Genomic DNA, 18,415 nt, shown 5'->3' with positions numbered 1-18,415 from the left:
GGGCGCCCGACTATGGCAGATATCAAAAACTACACCCTGAACTTCGGTCCGCAACACCCGGCCGCACACGGCGTGCTGCGCCTGGTGCTCGAGCTGGACGGCGAAGTCATTCAACGTGCCGACCCGCACATCGGCCTGCTGCACCGCGCGACTGAAAAGCTTGCAGAGCAGAAGACCTGGATTCAGAGCGTGCCGTACATGGACCGCCTCGACTACGTGTCGATGATGGTCAATGAGCACGCCTACGTGATGGCAATCGAGCGCCTGCTTGGTCTGGAAGTGCCGCTGCGTGCGCAGTACATCCGCGTCATGTTCGACGAAATTACGCGGATCATGAACCACCTGATGTGGATCGGTTCGCACGCGCTGGACGTGGGCGCCATGGCGGTGTTCCTGTACGCCTTCCGCGAACGTGAAGACCTGTTCGATATGTACGAGGCGGTGTCGGGCGCGCGCATGCACGCAGCCTACTACCGTCCAGGCGGCGTCTACCGCGACCTGCCTGACACGATGCCGCAATACAAGGCATCCAAGGTGCGCAACGAGAAGGCCCTGGCCGCCCTGAACGAAACGCGTTCGGGTTCGCTGCTGGACTTCATTGAAGACTTCACCAACCGCTTCCCGAAGTATGTTGATGAGTACGAAACGCTGCTGACCGACAACCGGATTTGGAAGCAGCGCCTAGTCGGTATCGGCGTGGTGACCCCCGAGCGTGCCCTTAACAAAGGCTTCTCCGGTGCGATGCTGCGTGGTTCGGGCATCGAATGGGATGTGCGCAAGAAGCAGCCGTACGAAGTGTACGACCGCGTCGATTTCGACATCCCGGTTGGCGTGAACGGCGATTGCTACGACCGTTATCTGGTGCGCGTGGAAGAAATGCGCCAAAGCAATCGCATCATTCGTCAGTGCATCGAGTGGCTGCGCAAAAACCCGGGTCCGGTGATCACGGATAACCACAAGGTCGCGCCGCCGTCGCGCGTGGACATGAAGACCAACATGGAAGAGCTGATTCACCACTTCAAGCTCTTCACGGAAGGTATGCACGTGCCCGAAGGCGAAGCGTATGCCGCCGTTGAGCACCCGAAGGGCGAGTTCGGCATCTATGCAATCTCCGACGGCGCCAACAAGCCGTACCGTCTGAAGATCCGCGCGCCGGGCTTCGTTCATCTGGCCGCGCTCGACGAAATGGCGAAGGGTCACATGATTGCCGATGCGGTGACGATCATCGGTACGCAAGACATTGTGTTTGGCGAGATCGACCGCTGAACCCAGGAAACAACGGTTTGACGCGCAGGCAAGCGCGGCTGTGAAACGAGGACGCACGCCGGGGTATGGCTGCTAGGTAGCACGCCCCGCGTCCCGCACCAATCGCAACGAACATGCTATCAGCAGAAGCTCTCAAGGAAATCGACCGGGCGGTCGCGAAATATCCCGCCGACCAGAAGCAGTCCGCCGTGATGGCGGCGCTGGCGGTCGCGCAGAGCGAGAAAGGCTGGGTCTCGCCCGAAGTCATGCAGTTCGTGGCCGAGTACCTCGAAATGCCGCCGGTGTGGGTCGAGGAAGTGGCGACGTTCTACAACATGTACGACACCAAGCCGGTGGGCCGCTTCAAGCTGTCGGTGTGCACGAACTTGCCGTGCGCGTTGTCGGGTGGCGAGCGCGCGGCCGATTACCTGAAAAAGAAGCTCGGCATCGGTTTCAACGAAACCACGGCCGACGGCAACTTCACGCTGAAAGAAGGCGAGTGCATGGGCGCGTGCGGTGATGCGCCGGTCATGATCGTCAACAACACCCACATGTGCAGCTTCATGAGCAACGAGAAGCTCGACGCGCTGATCGCTGACCTCCAGTCGAAGGCGCCGACCACCGGAGCAGGCAAGTAAATGACCTCTCTGCACGATCGACATATCCAGCCGTTGATTCTCGCCGGCTTGAACGGCGACAACTGGCACCTCGAAGATTACGTCAAGCGCGGCGGCTATCAACAGCTCAAGCGCATCCTCACCGAGAAGATCACCCCCGAACAGGTCATTGCTGACGTGAAAGCGTCAGGCCTGCGCGGCCGTGGCGGTGCAGGCTTCCCGACCGGCTTGAAGTGGAGCTTCATGCCGCGCCAGTTCCCGGGCCAGAAGTATCTGGTCTGCAACACGGACGAAGGCGAGCCGGGTACGTTCAAAGATCGCGACATCATCCGTTACAACCCGCACGCGCTGATCGAAGGCATGGCCATCGGCGGCTACGCGATGGGCATTACCGTGGGCTACAACTACATCCACGGCGAGATCTGGAACGAATACAAGATTTTTGAGCAGGCGCTTGAAGAGGCACGGGCCGCGGGCTTCCTCGGTGACAACATCCTGGGTTCCGGCTTCAACTTCCAGCTGCATGCGCACCATGGCTATGGCGCGTACATCTGCGGCGAAGAGACCGCGCTGCTCGAGTCGCTGGAAGGCAAGAAGGGCCAGCCGCGCTTCAAGCCGCCGTTCCCGGCGAGCTTTGGCCTTTACGGCAAGCCGACCACCATCAACAACACCGAAACCTTTGCCGCTGTGCCGTTCCTGCTGGCCATCGGTCCGGACAATTATCTGAAGATGGGCAAGCCGAACAACGGCGGCTCAAAGATCTTCTCGGTGTCTGGCGACGTGGAGCGTCCGGGCAACTATGAGATTCCGCTCGGCACGCCGTTCTCCAAACTGTTGGAGCTGGCCGGCGGCATGCGCGGCGGCAAGAAACTCAAGGCGGTCATCCCGGGTGGCTCGTCGGCGCCGGTGGTGCCGGCCGACCTGATGATGGCCTCCGACATGGACTACGACTCGATCGCCAAGGCGGGCTCGATGCTGGGCTCGGGCGCTGTGATCGTGATGGACGAAACGCGCTGCATGGTGAAGTCGCTGCTGCGCCTTTCGTACTTCTATTTCGAAGAGTCGTGCGGCCAGTGCACGCCGTGCCGTGAGGGCACCGGCTGGCTGTATCGCGTGGTCGACCGCATCGAGCACGGCAAGGGCCGCCAGGAAGACCTGGACCTGCTGAACAACGTGGCAGAAAACATCATGGGCCGGACCATCTGCGCGCTCGGCGATGCCGCTGCGATGCCGGTCCGCGGCATGCTCAAGCACTACTGGGATGAGTTCGCGTATCACGTCGAACACAAGCAGTGCATGGTGCCCACCTACATTTAAGCGTGGCAGAACATGGTTGAAATCGAAATCGATGGCAAGAAGGTTGAGGTTGCCGAAGGCAGCCTGGTGATGGAGGCTGCTCGCCAGACGGGCACCTACATTCCTCACTTCTGCTATCACCGCAAACTGTCGGTCGCGGCCAACTGCCGGATGTGCCTGGTCGAGGTCGAGAAGGCGCCCAAGGCGCTGCCGGCCTGCGCCACGCCCGTCACCGCGGGTATGAAGGTCTTCACCAACTCCGAGAAGGCGGTGAAGGCACAGAAGTCCGTGATGGAGTTCCTGCTGATCAACCACCCGCTGGATTGCCCGATCTGCGACCAGGGTGGCGAGTGCCAGTTGCAGGACTTGGCCGTGGGCTACGGCAAGTCGGAATCGCGCTACCAGGAAGAAAAGCGTGTGGTGTTCCACAAGAACGTGGGCCCGCTGATCTCCATGGAAGAGATGACGCGCTGCATTCACTGCACGCGTTGCGTCCGCTTCGGTCAGGAAATTGCCGGTGTGATGGAACTGGGCATGCTCAATCGTGGCGAGCATTCCGAGATCACGACGTTTGTCGGTCAGACTGTTGACTCCGAGCTGTCCGGCAACATGATCGATCTGTGCCCCGTTGGCGCGCTGACCAGCAAGCCGTTCCGCTATTCGGCCCGTACGTGGGAGCTGGCACGCCGCAAGTCGGTGTCGCCGCACGATGGCCTCGGCGCCAACGTGATTGTCCAGACCAAGAACCAGCGCGTGATGCGTGTTCTGCCGCTGGACAACGAAGCCATCAATGAATGCTGGCTGTCCGACAAGGACCGCTTCGCCTATGAAGGCGTGAACAGCGACGATCGTCTGACGCAGCCGATGCTCAAGCAAGGCGGTCAGTGGAAAGCTGTCGACTGGACCACGGCACTGGAATACGTTGCCAACGGCCTGAACGAAATCAAGCGTGACCATGGCGCTGAGCAGATCGGTGCATTGGCCAGCCCCCACAGCACGCTGGAAGAGCTGTTCTTGCTGCAAAAGCTGGTGCGTGGCATTGGCAGCGACAACGTCGATTTCCGTCTGCGTCAATCCGATTTCTCGGTCAAGCCGACCGGCGCTCCGTGGCTCGGCATGCCGATCGCTGACGTGTCGCTGCTGCAGCGCACGCTGGTGGTGGGCGCGTTCCTGCGCAAGGATCATCCGTTGCTGGCCGCGCGCCTGCGGCAGGCAGGCAAGAAGGGTGGTCAGCTGAATGTGATCGGCGCCGGCGGCGAAGACCTTCTGATGCCCGCCACGCAACTGTTGGGCGCGCCGTCGCAATGGCTGTCGCTGCTGTCGCAAGTGGCGGTGGTCGTGGCTGCTGCCAACAACGTTGCACGTCCGGGCGGTACGGATGGCATCGAAGCCGGTGACGTTGCTAAGCGCATCGCCGCAAGCCTCGCTTCGGGCGAACGCAAGGCGGTGTTCCTCGGCAACGCTGCTGTAGCGCATCCGCAATTCTCGCAATTGCATGCGCTGGCTCAGTGGGTTGCGCAGCAGACCGGTGCGACGCTGGGCTTCCTGACGGACGCGGCCAACACCGTCGGTGGCTACATTGCTGGTGCGCTGCCGCAAGGCAATGGCCTCGATGCCGCCGCTATGCTGGCGCAGCCGCGCCGTGCTTACGTGCTCCTGGGCGCCGAACCCGAATTCGATAGCGCGAATCCCGTGCAGGCTCGTGCGGCACTGGATCAGGCTGACACGGTGATCGTGTTGGCGCCGTTTGCCTCTCGCGCTGCACTCGAATACGCCGATGTGCTGCTGCCGACCGCGCCGTTCACGGAAACTTCGGGCACCTTCGTCAACTGCGAAGGCCTGCCGCAAAGCTTCAACGGCGTTGTGCGCAGCCTGGGTGATTCGCGCCCGGCGTGGAAGGTCCTGCGCGTGCTGGGCAACCTGCTGAACGTGTCGGGCTTCGAATACGACAGCTCGGAAGTTGTGCGCGACGAAGTGTTGACCAAGCCGGTCACCGATCGTTTGTCGAATACGACGATCGCGCAGACCACCGTTCCCGCTGCCTCCGCTGCCGGCATCGAACGTCTGGCCGATGTGCCGATTTATCACGCCGATCCGATCGTACGCCGCGCTGGTTCGCTGCAGCTGACGGCCGCAGCACGCGCAGCAATGCGCGCTGGCTTGCCGGCTGACCTCTATGCGCAACTCGGCCTTGTCGATGGTGACGCCGTGCGCGTGACGCAAGGACAGCGCAGTGTGGTGCTGCCGGCCGTGCTGGACAAGTCGCTGGCTTCCGGTGTGATCCGCGTGTCCGCCGCCACCGAGGCTTCGGCACAACTGGGTGCCATGTTCGGCGCGGTAAGCGTTGAGAAGGTTGAATCGTCCGCGCTGGCGGCTACGGTGTAAGGGTCAACATGATCGAGTCGATTACTTCTTTCGGTACCGCCACCTTCGGTGGGTGGTGGCCGCTGATCTGGACGCTGGTCCGCGCGGTCTGCATCATTCTCCCGCTGCTGCTGTGCGTGGCCTACCTGATCTTGTGGGAGCGCAAGCTCATCGGCTGGATGCACGTGCGTCTGGGCCCGAACCGCGTGGGCCCGATGGGTCTGCTGCAGCCGATTGCCGACGTGCTCAAGCTGCTGCTCAAGGAAGTCATGGTGCCGAGCGCGGTCAGCCGCGGCATGTACATCATCGCGCCGCTGATGGTGCTGATGCCCGCCGTGGCGATCTGGGCGGTGATTCCGTTCCAGGCCGAAGCCATGGTGTCGAACATCAACGCCGGCCTGCTGTACGTGATGGCGATCAGCTCGGTGGGCGTGTATGGCGTGATCCTGGCCGGCTGGGCTTCGAACTCCAAGTACGCATTCCTGGGTGCGATGCGTGCCTCGGCGCAGATGATTTCGTACGAAATCGCCATGGGCTTCGCGCTCGTGACGGTGCTGATGGTGACGGGCAGCCTGAATCTGTCGGACATCGTCAACTCGCAGAACCGCGGTTTCTTTGCGGGTCACGGCATCAACATCCTCTCGTGGAACTGGCTGCCGCTGCTGCCGATGTTTGGCGTCTACTTCATCTCGGGCGTGGCAGAAACCAACCGCCACCCGTTCGACGTGGTGGAAGGCGAATCGGAAATCGTGGCTGGCCACATGATCGAATACTCGGGCATGGCGTTCGCGCTGTTCTTCCTGGCCGAGTACATCAACATGATCGTGATCTCGGCGCTGACGGCAACGCTGTTCCTGGGCGGCTGGGCCTCGCCGATTGATGCACCGGTTCTCAACTGGATTCCGGGCTTCTTCTGGCTGCTCATCAAGGTTTTCCTGCTGCTGTCGGTGTTCATCTGGCTGCGTGCATCGTTCCCGCGTTATCGCTATGACCAGATCATGCGTCTGGGCTGGAAGATCTTCATTCCGCTCACTGTGGGCTGGCTTGTCGTCGTCGCCATCTGGTTGGTGTCGCCGTGGAACATCTGGAAGTAACGGGACAATAGGAAGGCACCATGTTGCTTGCCATCAAGGAATTCTTTAACAGCCTGCTCCTGAAGGAACTCTTCAAGGGGCTGGCGCTGACCGGGCGCTACCTGTTTGCGCGCAAGATCACTGTTCTCTTTCCGGAAGAGAAGACGCCGCTGTCGCCGCGCTTCCGCGGTTTGCATGCACTGCGTCGCTATCCGAACGGCGAGGAGCGTTGCATCGCTTGCAAGCTGTGCGAGGCCGTATGCCCGGCTCTGGCCATCACGATCGAGTCAGACCAGCGCGACGACGGCACTCGCCGCACCACGCGCTACGACATCGACCTGACCAAGTGTATTTTCTGCGGCTTCTGCGAAGAGGCTTGCCCGGTGGACGCCATCGTCGAGACGCACATCCTGGAATACCACGGTGAAAAGCGCGGCGACCTGTATTTCACCAAAGACATGCTGCTGGCCGTGGGTGATCGCTTCGAGCCGGAAATTGCGGCCAACAAGGCGGCCGACGCAAAGTACCGCTGATTCAGAACGTCCGCCGTGCGGTTGGCGGGCGGTGCAGTTGACATCCCGGTTGGACAACGGCTCTTTGAGAGCCAACCAGTTGCGGTGGCGCTACGCCATCGCGGCTTTGGACAAGCGCGTGCCGCAAAACGGCCCGTGCCAGGATCATGGAAATCACGACGATCATCTTCTACTGTTTCGCGCTCGTGCTGGTGCTCGCAGCGCTGAAGGTCATCACCGCGAAGAACCCGGTGCACGCGGCGCTGTTCCTCGTGCTCTCGTTCTTTACCGCGGCGGCGATCTGGATGCTGCTCAAGGCGGAGTTCCTCGCCATCACGCTGGTGCTGGTCTACGTTGGGGCAGTGATGGTGCTGTTCCTGTTCGTGGTGATGATGATCGATATCGACATCGAGCACTTGCGACGCGATTTCTGGACGTACGTACCAATGGCAGCGTTCGTGGGCGTGGTCATCATCCTCGAAATGGCCGTCGTGCTGACCAAGACCTTCATGGGGCGCGTACAGCCCGTGCAGGAGTTGCCCAAGGGCTTTACTGGTCCGAACACGCAGGCGCTCGGGAAGCTCATCTACACCGATTACATCTATGCCTTTGAAGTCGCTGGCGCAGTGCTGCTGCTGGCGATTGTCGCGGCCGTGGCCTTGACCGCCCGTCGCCGCAAGGACACCAAAGCCCAGAACGTGTCTGATCAAATCCGCGTGAAGCGCAAGGACCGTGTGCGTCTGGTCTCGATGCCGTCTGAAAAGTCGGCTGGCGCAGCTTCGGCTGAATCCAAGAGCTGAGCCCCGGGAGAACCCATATGTCTTCGCTATCCCTTGCCCATTACCTCGTGCTCGGCGCGGTGCTGTTTGCCATCAGCATCGTCGGCATCTTCCTGAACCGCAAGAACGTCATCGTGCTGCTGATGGCGATCGAATTGATGCTGCTGGCGGTCAACCTGAACTTCGTTGCGTTCTCCCATTACCTGGGCGATCTGGCAGGGCAGGTGTTCGTGTTTTTCATCCTGACGGTGGCCGCGGCGGAATCCGCGATCGGTCTCGCCATCCTGGTGGTGCTGTTCCGTAATCTGGACACCATCAACGTCGACGATCTGGACAGCCTGAAAGGCTGACCTCCGCATCCACCTATAAGAAGCGTTCCATGGCTACCACGCTCAATCCCAACCTGCTGCTGGCGATCCCGCTCGCGCCGCTGGCCGGCGCGGCGATCGCCGGGCTGTTCGGCACCAAGTTCTTTGGCGAGAAGATCGGCCGCACGGCATCCCACAGCGTCACCATCCTTGGTGTTGCGATCGCCTTCATTCTGTCGGCGCTGACGCTGTCCGACGTCATCAATGGCGCCGGCTACAACGGCACCGTCTATGAATGGATGACGGTTGGCTCGCTGAAGATGGAAGTCGGCTTCCTCATCGATTCGCTCACGGCGATGATGATGTGCGTGGTGACCTTCGTCTCGCTGATGGTGCACATCTACACCATCGGCTACATGGCCGAAGATGATGGCTACAACCGTTTCTTCGCGTACATCTCGCTGTTCACGTTCTCCATGTTGATGCTCGTGATGAGCAACAACTTCCTGCAGTTGTTCTTCGGCTGGGAAGCGGTGGGTCTGGTGTCGTACCTGCTGATCGGCTTCTGGTTCAAGCGTCCGACGGCCATCTACGCCAACATGAAGGCGTTCCTGGTGAACCGCGTGGGTGACTTTGGTTTCGTGCTGGGCATCGGTCTCCTGCTGGCGTACAGCGGCAGCCTGAGCTATGCCGACGTGTTTGCCGCCCGCGACAACCTGGCCACGATCGGCTTCCCGGGCACCGATTGGCACATGCTGACGGTCGCCTGTATCTGCCTGTTCATCGGCGCGATGGGTAAGTCGGCGCAGTTCCCGCTGCACGTGTGGCTGCCGGACTCGATGGAAGGTCCGACCCCGATTTCTGCGCTGATTCACGCGGCCACCATGGTGACCGCCGGCATCTTCATGGTCGCGCGCATGTCGCCGCTATTCGAGCTGTCGGACACCGCTCTGTCGTTCGTGTTGATCATCGGCGCCATCACCGCGCTGTTCATGGGCTTCCTGGGCATCATCCAGACGGACATCAAGCGTGTGGTAGCGTACTCCACGCTGTCTCAGCTGGGCTACATGACCGTCGCGCTGGGCGCGTCGGCTTATCAAGTAGCCGTGTTCCACTTGATGACGCACGCGTTTTTCAAGGCGCTGCTGTTCCTCGGCGCGGGCTCCGTCATCATCGGTATGCACCACGACCAGGACATGCGCAACATGGGCGGCCTGCGCAAGTACATGCCGATCACTTGGCTGACGTCGCTGGTGGGGTCGCTGGCGTTGATTGGCACGCCGTTCTTCGCGGGCTTCTATTCGAAGGACTCGATCATCGAAGCGGTGCGCGAATCGCACCTGCCGGGCGCTGGCTTCGCTTACTGGGCGGTGCTGGCCGGCGTGTTCGTGACCGCGTTCTACTCGTTCCGCATGTACTTCCTGGTGTTCCACGGTGAAGAGCGTTTCGGCAAGGCCCATGCTCATCACGACGATCACCATGAAGAGGAAGAGGGCGACCACGATCATCACCATGGTCTGGCCCCGGGCCAAAAGCCGCACGAGTCGCCGTGGGTGGTGACGGTGCCGCTGGTCCTGCTGGCGATTCCGTCGGTCATCATCGGTGCAATGGCAATCCAGCCGATGCTGTTCGGGGAGTTCTTCAAGCACGGTGTGGTGTTCTCGGAAGTCATCTTCAATGCTGACAACCACGAGGCAATGAAGGTGTTGGCTGAAGACTTCCACGGCTGGGTCGAGATGGCGCTGCACGGCTTTACGTCGGCACCGTTCATCCTGTTGCTGGCGGGCGTCGTGTTGTCGTGGTTCTTCTACCTGAAGCGCCCGGATATCCCGGCAGCGATTGCCAAGCGTTTCTCTGGCGTCTACAAGCTGCTGGACAACAAGTACTACATGGACAAGATCAACGAGATCGTCTTTGCCAACGGTGCGGTCAAGTTTGGCCGTGGCCTGTGGAAGGGCGGCGATCAGGGCGTGATCGACGGTGTTGTCGTCAACGGCAGCGCGCGTCTGGTGGGCTGGTTCGCGACTGTCGTGCGCCTGCTCCAGTCCGGCTTCATCTATGACTATGCGTTCGCGATGATCATCGGCACGGTTGGGCTGCTGACGTATTTCGTGTTCCTGGCAGGCAAATAAGGGATTACAAAAATGGTTCTGTCTTTTGCGATCTGGCTGCCGATCTTCTTCGGCGTGCTGGTGCTGGCCTCGGGCTCAGACCGCAATCCCGGTTATGTCCGCTGGATGTCGCTGATCGGCTCGCTGATCAGCTTCGTGATGACGTTGCCGCTGATCACGCGTTTCGACAAGACGACGGCTGCGATGCAGTTCGTCGAGAAGTCGTCGTGGATCGAGCGCTTCCACATCAGCTACTACCTGGGTGTCGACGGCATCTCGATGTGGTTCGTGGTGCTGACTGCATTCATTACCGTCATCGTGGTCATTGCCGCCTGGGAAGTGATCACCGAGCGTGTGGCCCAGTACATGGCCGCGTTCCTGATCCTGTCGGGTCTGATGATCGGCGTGTTTGCGTCGCTCGACGGTCTGCTGTTCTACGTGTTCTTTGAAGCCACGCTGATCCCGATGTACATCATCATCGGCGTGTGGGGCGGCCCGAACCGCGTCTATGCGGCATTCAAGTTCTTCCTGTACACGCTGCTGGGCTCGTTGCTGACGCTGGTCGCGCTGCTGTATCTGTACTTCCACAGCGGCACGTTCGAAATTCTGCAGTGGCATCAGGTCAAGCTGTCGATGAACGAGCAGATCCTGATCTTCCTCGCGTTCTTCATGGCCTTTGCCGTGAAGGTGCCGATGTGGCCGGTGCACACTTGGCTGCCGGATGCCCACGTGGAGGCGCCGACTGGTGGTTCCGTGGTGCTGGCGGCCATCATGCTGAAGCTGGGCGCTTACGGTTTCCTGCGGTTCTCGCTGCCGATCGCGCCGGATGCCAGCCATAGCCTGTCCGCGTTCATCATTGCGATCTCGCTGGTCGCCGTGATCTACATCGGCCTGGTCGCGCTGGTGCAAGCCGACATGAAGAAGCTGGTCGCATATTCGTCGATCGCCCACATGGGCTTTGTCACGTTGGGCTTCTTCATCTTCAACGAGATCGGTGTGGAGGGCGGTATCGTCCAGATGATCTCGCACGGCTTCATCTCCGGTGCGATGTTCCTGTGCATCGGCGTGCTGTACGACCGGGTGCACTCACGTCAGATCGCCGATTACGGCGGTGTGGTGAACACGATGCCGAAGTTCGCGGCGCTGTCGGTGTTCTTTGCGATGGCCAACTGCGGCCTCCCGGCAACCTCGGGTTTCGTTGGCGAATTCATGGTGATCCTGGGTTCGGTCAAGTTCAATTTCTGGATTGGTCTGCTGGCTGCCACGGCACTGATTTTTGGTGCAGCGTATTCGCTGTGGATGGTCAAGCGCGTGATCTTCGGTGATGTGACCCACAAGCACGTGGCCGAATTGAAGGACCTGAACTGCCGCGAGTTCTTCATGCTGGGCGTGCTGGCGATCGCCACCCTGTACATGGGTCTGTATCCGAAACCCTTTACCGATGTCATGCATGCGTCCGTGGTCAACCTGCTGACCCACGTGGCTCAGTCGAAGCTGTAAGCAGCGAGAAGAAACTATGCAATCGTCCTCCTCTATTGCGGCTGTTGCCCCAATCGTTTTTCTCGCGCTGGGCATTGGTGCAGTCAACTGGATTGACCTGGCGCGCGGCCAGAAACGAAGCAGCGTGGCGTATCCGGTTTCGTTGGTGATCACGCTGGTGCTGGCCGTGTGGTTCGGGCTGAACGCCGCGAACGGCGAGACGCACTACGTCTTCGGCAATATGGCCGTGATCGACCCGATGGCCAACGTGCTGGCGTCGTTCTGCGCGCTTACGCTGTTTGCCACGCTCGTCTACACGCGCCGCTATCTGGCCGACCGCGACATGTATGCGGGCGAGTTCTACATGTTCGCCCTGTTCACACTGGGTGGGCAGGTGGTGATGATCACAGGCAACAACTTCCTCGTGCTTTATCTGGGCCTGGAATTGCTGTCGCTGGCGTCGTACACGCTGGTGGCGCTGCGCCGCCGTTCGAACGTGTCGTCCGAATCAGCCATGAAGTACTTCATCCTGGGCGCACTGGCATCGGGCCTGCTGCTGTACGGCATGTCGATGCTGTACGGCGCGACCGGCTCGCTGGAGCTGGGCAAGGTGTTTGACGCCATCAAGAACGGCGAGATCAACAAGACGATCCTCGTGTTCGGCGTGGTGTTCATCGTTGCCGGTCTGGGTTTCAAGCTGGGCGTGGCGCCGTTCCACATGTGGGTGCCGGACGTGTACCAAGGCTCGCCGACGGCCGTGACGCTGCTGATCGCCGGCGCACCGAAGGTGGCTGCGTTCGCGATGACGCTGCGCATTCTGGTGGAAGGGTTGCTGCCGCTGGCGTTCGACTGGCAGAACATGCTGATCGTGCTGGCCGTTGTGTCGCTGGCTATCGGCAATATCACGGGCGTTGTTCAGACCAACTTCAAGCGTCTGCTGGGCTATTCGACGGTCTCGCACATGGGCTTCCTGCTGCTGGGCTTGGTGTCAGGCGTCAGCGCCGGCAAGCCGGATTTGACAGCACAGGCCTACAGCGCGTCGATGTTCTACGCGATCACCTACGTGCTGACCGCACTCGGCGCTTTCGGCATCATCTTGCTGTTGGCGCGTAAGGGCTACGAAGCGGAAGAGATTGCCGACCTCAAGGGCTTGTCGAAAAAGAGCCCGTGGTTTGCGCTGCTGATGCTGTTCATCATGATGTCGCTGGCGGGCCTGCCGCCGACGGTGGGCTTCTACGCCAAACTGTCGGTCCTGGGGGCGGTGGTTGATGCCGGAATGCCGTGGTTGGCCGTGGTGGCCGTGCTGTTCTCGCTGGTGGGGGCGTTCTACTACCTGCGTGTCATCAAGGTCATGTATTTCGATGCGCCGGCGGATGAGGGCCCCGTGGAGGCCACCTTGGGCCTGCGCTCGTTGCTGTCGATCAATGGCTTGTTGGTGCTGTTGCTGGGTATCTTCCCGGCCGGCCTGATGGCTGTGTGCTATCAGGCAATCCGCCTGACGTTGGCTTCGTAAGACGCCGAGCACCATGACTACGTCGACGGGCGGTCTGTTTGTCATCGTGTTGGCACTGATCTGTGCCAACCTGCCGTTCGTCAATCAACGCGTGCTGGCACTGGTGCCGGCACGCTGGCCGCGCAAGCCGTTCTGGCTGCGCGGCACCGAGCTGATTGCCATGTACGTTGTGGTTGGGCTGATCGGCTTTGGTATCGAATCGAGCCAGGGCAATGCATTTCCGCAAGGCTGGCAGTTTTACGCGATCACCGCTTGCCTGATGCTGGTTTTCGCGTTTCCCGGCTTTACGTGGCAATACCTGGTTCGCCATCCCCGCGATTCCCGTTAATTCCCGCCGGGCAGGTTCTCGCTGTCTCGGCATGAGAGAGCGCCATGTCCGATCACACCCCGCTGAACGCCACTCCTGAGACGACGCAGGACCCCGACGCCGGTCTGCGCGAGACGCAGGTTGCATCTGCGTTGATGCACCAAGGCAAATTTCTTACGCTCAAGCACGACATTGTTCGCCTGCCGGACGGCCGCAATGCGAGCCGCGAATACCTGATTCACCCGGGCGCGGTGATGATGATCCCGCTGTTCGATGACGGCACCGTACTGATGGAGCGTCAGTTCCGCTACCCGGTCGGCAAGGTGATGATTGAGTTCCCGGCAGGCAAGCTCGATCCGGAGGAAGGTGCGCTCACATGCGGCAAGCGCGAACTGCGCGAGGAAACCGGCTACACGGCCGAGCGCTGGGACTACCTCACGCGCATTCATCCGGTCATTTCGTATTCCACCGAGTTCATCGACATCTATCTCGCACGCGATCTTAAACAAGGTAAGGCAATGCTAGATGAAGGCGAATTTCTCGAGACCTTCGTCACGCCGGCCGGCCAACTGATCGATTGGGTGCGCGAAGGTAAGATTTCCGACGTGAAGACCATCATCGGCACGTTCTGGCTTGAGAAGATTCTGTCAGGCGCGTGGACGCCGGGTGCAGTCTGAGGCGCTTACAGCCGTCGCTTGATCACACCGTTTTCCTGTCGTTGTTACCATAGCGAACGGTCGTGCGAAAAAATTAGCACGACCGTTCACAAATTTTCGAATCGGGGATACACTCGTCCCCATGCGCTGGACCGATCATGAAAGTGCTGGACCTCCGCTGTGCCAATGACCACCGCTTCGAAGGCTGGTTCGGCTCCGATGCCGATCTGCAATCGCAGCAAGAGCGCGGGCTATTGACGTGCCCAGTTTGCGGTCACAACGAGGTTGAGCGTTTGCCGAGTGCGCCCCGCCTGAATCTATCGTCGTCTCGTCCGGAGTCCGCCCACAAGAGCGGCGCTGGCAAGGCGGCCGAAGGCGAGAGCGGTGTGCCCGCGACCCTGCAACAGCTCTACCTGAAAGCCGTGCGCCATGTTCTTGCCAATACCGAGGACGTTGGCGAGCGGTTTGCAGAAGAGGCGCGCCGCATGCATTACAACGAGGCGCCGGAGCGGGGGATTCGCGGGACGACATCTCGGGAAGAAGCGCAGGAACTGGCGGAGGAAGGCATCGACGTGATGCCGCTGCTGGTGCCCGACGCGCTGAAGCAGCCCGTGCACTAGCAGCCCCGATTCAGGTCCGCGCCGGTCCGACAGAACGTTCTCCATCGATTTGCCGCGGTGGAGAGCCAACCACAGGAGACAGGCATGGATCTGAACTACTCGGCGGCCGATGATGCGTTCCGCCAGGAAGTCCGCGGCTGGCTGCAAGCCAATCTGCCCAAGGACATCCAGGACAAGGTGTTGAACCACCGCCGCCTGAACCGCGACGATTTCGTACGCTGGCACAAGGCTTTGGCGGGCAAGGGCTGGTCGGTCCCGCACTGGCCGGTCGAATGGGGCGGCACCGGCTGGACCCCCATCCAAAAACACATCTGGGACGAAGAGTGCGCGCAGGTCGGTGCGCCCGGCGTGTTGCCGTTCGGCGTCAGCATGGTCGCGCCCGTCATCATGAAGTACGGCAACGAAGCGCAGAAACGCTACTACTTGCCGCGCATCCTGGACTGTACCGACTGGTGGTGCCAGGGCTATTCGGAGCCGGGCTCGGGCTCCGACCTCGCCTCGCTGAAGACGCGCGCGGTACGCGAAGGTGACCACTACATCGTCAATGGCCAGAAGACCTGGACGACGCTCGGCCAGCACGCCGACATGATTTTCTGCCTCGTCCGCACGGACCCGGAGGCCAAGAAGCAGGAGGGTATCTCGTTCCTGCTGATCGACATGAAGACGCCGGGCATTACCGTTCGCCCGATCATCATGCTCGACGAAGAGCACGAGGTGAACGAGGTGTTCTTCGACAACGTGAAGGTGCCGGTCGAAAACCTCATCGGCGAAGAGAACCGCGGCTGGACGTATGCCAAGTACCTGCTTGGTCATGAGCGGACCGGCATTGCTCGCGTGGGCAATTCGAAGCGCGAACTCGCATTCCTCAAGCGCGTCGCGTTGCAGCATCAGAAGAACGGCAAGCCGTTGCTGCAAGATCCGATGTTCGCCGCCAAGATCGCCTCGCTCGAAATTGAACTGCTGGCGCTGGAGATGACGGTGCTGCGTGTGGTGTCGAGCGAGAACGCCGGCAAGGGCCCGGGCCCCGAGGCATCGCTGCTGAAGATCAAGGGCACGCAGATCCAGCAGTTGCTGACCGAACTGATGGTCGAGGCCGTTGGCCCGTACGCCCAGCCTTTCGACCCGGACTACCTCGAGGGCGATGTGCCGCAGGCCGTCACGGGCGACAACGATGCCGCGCCGCTGGCACCCTATTACTTCAACTATCGCAAGACCTCGATCTACGGCGGGTCGAACGAAATCCAGCGCAACATCATCTCGCAGATGATCCTTGGCGTCTGAGCAGAACGGCGACAGAACACATAGCGGAGACAAACATGGATTTCTCGTTCACCGACGAACAGAAGCAACTGGCCGATGCGGTGCGCCGCTTCATCGACAAGGACTACGGCTTTGAGGCGCGCAACAAGGTGGTGTACTCGCCGGAAGGTGTGTCGCAAGGTCATTGGGATGCGCTGGCCGAACTGGGCCTGACTGCACTGCCCGTGCCCGAAGCACAAGGCGGTTTCGACGGCCGCGCGATGGACCTGCTGGTCGTCATGCAGGAACTCGGCCGCGGTCTGGTTGTAGAGCCGTATCAGGCCACCGTGCTGGGCGCGCAGGCGCTCAAGCTCGCTGGCGGTCAGGATGCCTTGCTTGAAGAAGTCGCTGGCGGCGCCGTGAAGCTGGCCATTGCCTTCGGCGAGCCCCAATCGCGCTATGAGCTTTTCAACGTCACCACGCGCGCTGCGCAGCAGGGCAACGGCTGGACGCTCACGGGCGAGAAAGCGGTGGTGGTGCACGGCGCACAGGCTGACAAGCTGATCGTTTCGGCACGCACGGGCGGCGAAGCGCGTGATACGTCGGGCCTGTCGCTCTTCGTGGTCGACCGCAACGCCGCCGGCGTCACGGTCAAGGACTACCGCACGATCGACAATCTGCGTGCTGCGGATATCCGCTTCGACAACGCACCGGCAACGCTACTGGGCACAGCGGGCGAGGCGTGGGAAACCATCGATGCCGTGGCCGATCTTGGTTGTGTCCTGCTGTGCGCAGAAGCAATCGGCCTGATCGATGCGCTGAACGCCGCAACGCTGGAGTACACCAAGACCCGCCAGCAGTTCGGCGTGCCCATCGCGCGCTTCCAGGCACTGCAGCATCGTATGGTCGATATGTTCATCCACGCAGAGCAGGCCCGTTCGATCACCTATCTGGCTGCTGCGCACTTTGAAGATGGCGATGTCGAGGCACGCCGCCGCTACGTGTCGGCGGCCAAGGCGCGTGTCGGCCAGGCAGCGCGTGACGTTGGTCAGGAGGCCGTGCAACTGCACGGCGGCATGGGCGTGACGAACGAATTGCCGGCCGCGCACATGTTCAAGCGGCTGACAATGATCAACACGACGCTGGGCGACGTGGACCATCACCTGGCACGCTTCGCATCGCTGCCCGGCTTCCAGCAAGCGGCGTAACGGCAAACCTGAACGCCCCGCATTCGTGCGGGGCGTTGTCATTTGGAGGAGACGAGATGGCAGAGAACGAAAGGGCAGAAACAGCGCGTTCGTACGAGTTCTACTTCGACGATTTCGAAGTCGGCCGCACGCTGCAGATGGGCACCTACCCGGTTACCGAAGAAGAGATCCTGACCTTCGCGCGGCAGTACGATCCGCAGCCGTTCCACATCGATGCGGAAGCCGCCAAGCACAGCATCTACGGCGGCATTATTTCCAGCGGCTGGATGACCTGCTCGATCATGATGCGGCTGATGGTGACGGGGTTTCTCGGCAAGGCGGCCAGCATGGGCTCGCCCGGCGTGGATGAAATCCGCTGGATGAAGCCGGTGTATCCGGGCGACACGCTGTCGGTGTCGAGCACCTGCATGGAAGTGCGTCCGTCGCAGTCGAAGCCGGATCGCGGCGTGGCCGTCAACCGCTGGGAGGCTCGCAACCAGCGCGGCGAACTCGTCTGTACCGTCACGGGCATGGGCCTGTTCGGTCGCCGTCCGCAAGCCTGATCGCTCGCCATTCCATCACAACAAGGAGACAACGCAGATGCGCATCATCGAATCGCTCGACGAGCTCAAAGGCTTGATCGGCCAGGAAGTTGCCGTGAGCGACTGGACCGAGATCACGCAGCAGCAGGTCAACCTCTTTGCCGAGGCCACGGGCGATCACCAGTGGATTCACGTCGATGTGGAGCGTGCCAAGCGCGAGTCGCCGTTTGGCGCGCCGGTGGCGCACGGCTTCCTCACGCTGTCGCTTCTGCCGATGCTGATGGCCAACGCGATCGAGATGTCTGACGTGAAGATGGGCGTGAACTACGGCCTGAACAAGGTCCGCTTCACCGCACCCGTGCCGGTGGGCAGCCGTGTGCGCGCCCGCGTGAAGCTGGTGGAAATGGAAGCGCTGCCGCCACTGCCCAATGCCCCCACGCTGACGGGCGCGCAGATGACCTGGGCGGTGACCATCGAACGCGAAGGGCAGGATCGCCCGGTGTGCGTGGCCGAATCGATCTCTCGCCGCTATTCCTGAGTCGCGTCTTTCTCATATTCCCCAGGCCG

The 18,415-nt window shown here is 61.1% G+C and carries 18 protein-coding genes; all 18 read left to right on the top strand.

What is annotated here, in order from left to right; genetic code table 11:
* Positions 1–12: 12 nt before the first annotated feature.
* The 18 genes from ACU8YE_RS08145 to ACU8YE_RS08060 all read left to right on the top strand — a co-directional run bounded on the left by ACU8YE_RS08145 (position 13) and on the right by ACU8YE_RS08060 (position 18,386).
* Positions 13–1,266 (top strand): NADH-quinone oxidoreductase subunit D, encoded by a 1,254-nt coding sequence (locus ACU8YE_RS08145; RefSeq protein ID WP_260801833.1) that lies wholly within the window; start codon positions 13–15, stop codon positions 1,264–1,266.
* A gap of 113 nt (positions 1,267–1,379) precedes the next feature.
* On the top strand, positions 1,380–1,883 hold the full coding sequence (gene nuoE / locus ACU8YE_RS08140) for an NADH-quinone oxidoreductase subunit NuoE (RefSeq protein WP_045206189.1): 504 nt from the start codon (positions 1,380–1,382) through the stop codon (positions 1,881–1,883).
* Positions 1,884–3,179: an NADH-quinone oxidoreductase subunit NuoF gene (gene nuoF, locus ACU8YE_RS08135; RefSeq protein ID WP_004630799.1), complete on the top strand. Its 1,296-nt coding sequence runs from the start codon at positions 1,884–1,886 to the stop codon at positions 3,177–3,179. It abuts the gene before it with no gap.
* Between the two features lie 12 nt (positions 3,180–3,191).
* Positions 3,192–5,543: an NADH-quinone oxidoreductase subunit NuoG gene (gene nuoG, locus ACU8YE_RS08130; RefSeq protein ID WP_446928489.1), complete on the top strand. Its 2,352-nt coding sequence runs from the start codon at positions 3,192–3,194 to the stop codon at positions 5,541–5,543.
* 8 nt (positions 5,544–5,551) lie between these two features.
* A complete protein-coding gene (gene nuoH / locus ACU8YE_RS08125; RefSeq protein WP_009241059.1) occupies positions 5,552–6,616 on the top strand; it encodes an NADH-quinone oxidoreductase subunit NuoH in 1,065 nt (354 codons plus the stop codon).
* A gap of 20 nt (positions 6,617–6,636) precedes the next feature.
* Entirely contained in the window at positions 6,637–7,128 is a 492-nt protein-coding gene (nuoI, locus tag ACU8YE_RS08120; RefSeq protein ID WP_003261939.1) for an NADH-quinone oxidoreductase subunit NuoI, read from the top strand.
* A gap of 146 nt (positions 7,129–7,274) precedes the next feature.
* The gene (locus ACU8YE_RS08115) at positions 7,275–7,907 is read left to right on the top strand and encodes an NADH-quinone oxidoreductase subunit J (RefSeq protein ID WP_024975296.1); all 633 of its coding nucleotides are present in this window, start codon (positions 7,275–7,277) and stop codon (positions 7,905–7,907) included.
* A 17-nt stretch (positions 7,908–7,924) separates the two neighbouring features.
* Positions 7,925–8,236 (top strand): NADH-quinone oxidoreductase subunit NuoK, encoded by a 312-nt coding sequence (gene nuoK, locus ACU8YE_RS08110; RefSeq protein ID WP_004630788.1) that lies wholly within the window; start codon positions 7,925–7,927, stop codon positions 8,234–8,236.
* Between the two features lie 29 nt (positions 8,237–8,265).
* Positions 8,266–10,326 (top strand): NADH-quinone oxidoreductase subunit L, encoded by a 2,061-nt coding sequence (gene nuoL / locus ACU8YE_RS08105; RefSeq protein ID WP_112184270.1) that lies wholly within the window; start codon positions 8,266–8,268, stop codon positions 10,324–10,326.
* 12 nt (positions 10,327–10,338) lie between these two features.
* Complete coding sequence (locus tag ACU8YE_RS08100; protein WP_024975298.1) at positions 10,339–11,805, top strand: NADH-quinone oxidoreductase subunit M; 1,467 nt, start codon at positions 10,339–10,341, stop codon at positions 11,803–11,805.
* A 16-nt stretch (positions 11,806–11,821) separates the two neighbouring features.
* On the top strand, positions 11,822–13,297 hold the full coding sequence (nuoN, locus tag ACU8YE_RS08095) for an NADH-quinone oxidoreductase subunit NuoN (RefSeq protein WP_440076051.1): 1,476 nt from the start codon (positions 11,822–11,824) through the stop codon (positions 13,295–13,297).
* A gap of 13 nt (positions 13,298–13,310) precedes the next feature.
* On the top strand, positions 13,311–13,625 hold the full coding sequence (locus ACU8YE_RS08090; protein ID WP_232040458.1) for a DUF2818 family protein: 315 nt from the start codon (positions 13,311–13,313) through the stop codon (positions 13,623–13,625).
* A gap of 44 nt (positions 13,626–13,669) precedes the next feature.
* Positions 13,670–14,281 (top strand): NUDIX domain-containing protein, encoded by a 612-nt coding sequence (locus ACU8YE_RS08085; protein WP_440476484.1) that lies wholly within the window; start codon positions 13,670–13,672, stop codon positions 14,279–14,281.
* 137 nt (positions 14,282–14,418) lie between these two features.
* Entirely contained in the window at positions 14,419–14,880 is a 462-nt protein-coding gene (locus ACU8YE_RS08080) for a DUF1178 family protein (RefSeq protein ID WP_414560805.1), read from the top strand.
* An 84-nt stretch (positions 14,881–14,964) separates the two neighbouring features.
* The gene (locus ACU8YE_RS08075; protein ID WP_232040455.1) at positions 14,965–16,161 is read left to right on the top strand and encodes an acyl-CoA dehydrogenase family protein; all 1,197 of its coding nucleotides are present in this window, start codon (positions 14,965–14,967) and stop codon (positions 16,159–16,161) included.
* 35 nt (positions 16,162–16,196) lie between these two features.
* A complete protein-coding gene (locus ACU8YE_RS08070; protein WP_322017257.1) occupies positions 16,197–17,327 on the top strand; it encodes an acyl-CoA dehydrogenase family protein in 1,131 nt (376 codons plus the stop codon).
* A gap of 56 nt (positions 17,328–17,383) precedes the next feature.
* Positions 17,384–17,869 (top strand): MaoC/PaaZ C-terminal domain-containing protein, encoded by a 486-nt coding sequence (locus tag ACU8YE_RS08065; protein WP_440476482.1) that lies wholly within the window; start codon positions 17,384–17,386, stop codon positions 17,867–17,869.
* A 37-nt stretch (positions 17,870–17,906) separates the two neighbouring features.
* Entirely contained in the window at positions 17,907–18,386 is a 480-nt protein-coding gene (locus ACU8YE_RS08060; RefSeq protein ID WP_232040452.1) for a MaoC family dehydratase, read from the top strand.
* Positions 18,387–18,415 lie beyond the last annotated feature (29 nt).

The organism is Ralstonia sp. VS2407, from assembly GCF_052950655.1.
Note: the sequence above shows the minus strand (reverse complement) of the source record. Positions and strands in the feature narration are given on the sequence as shown.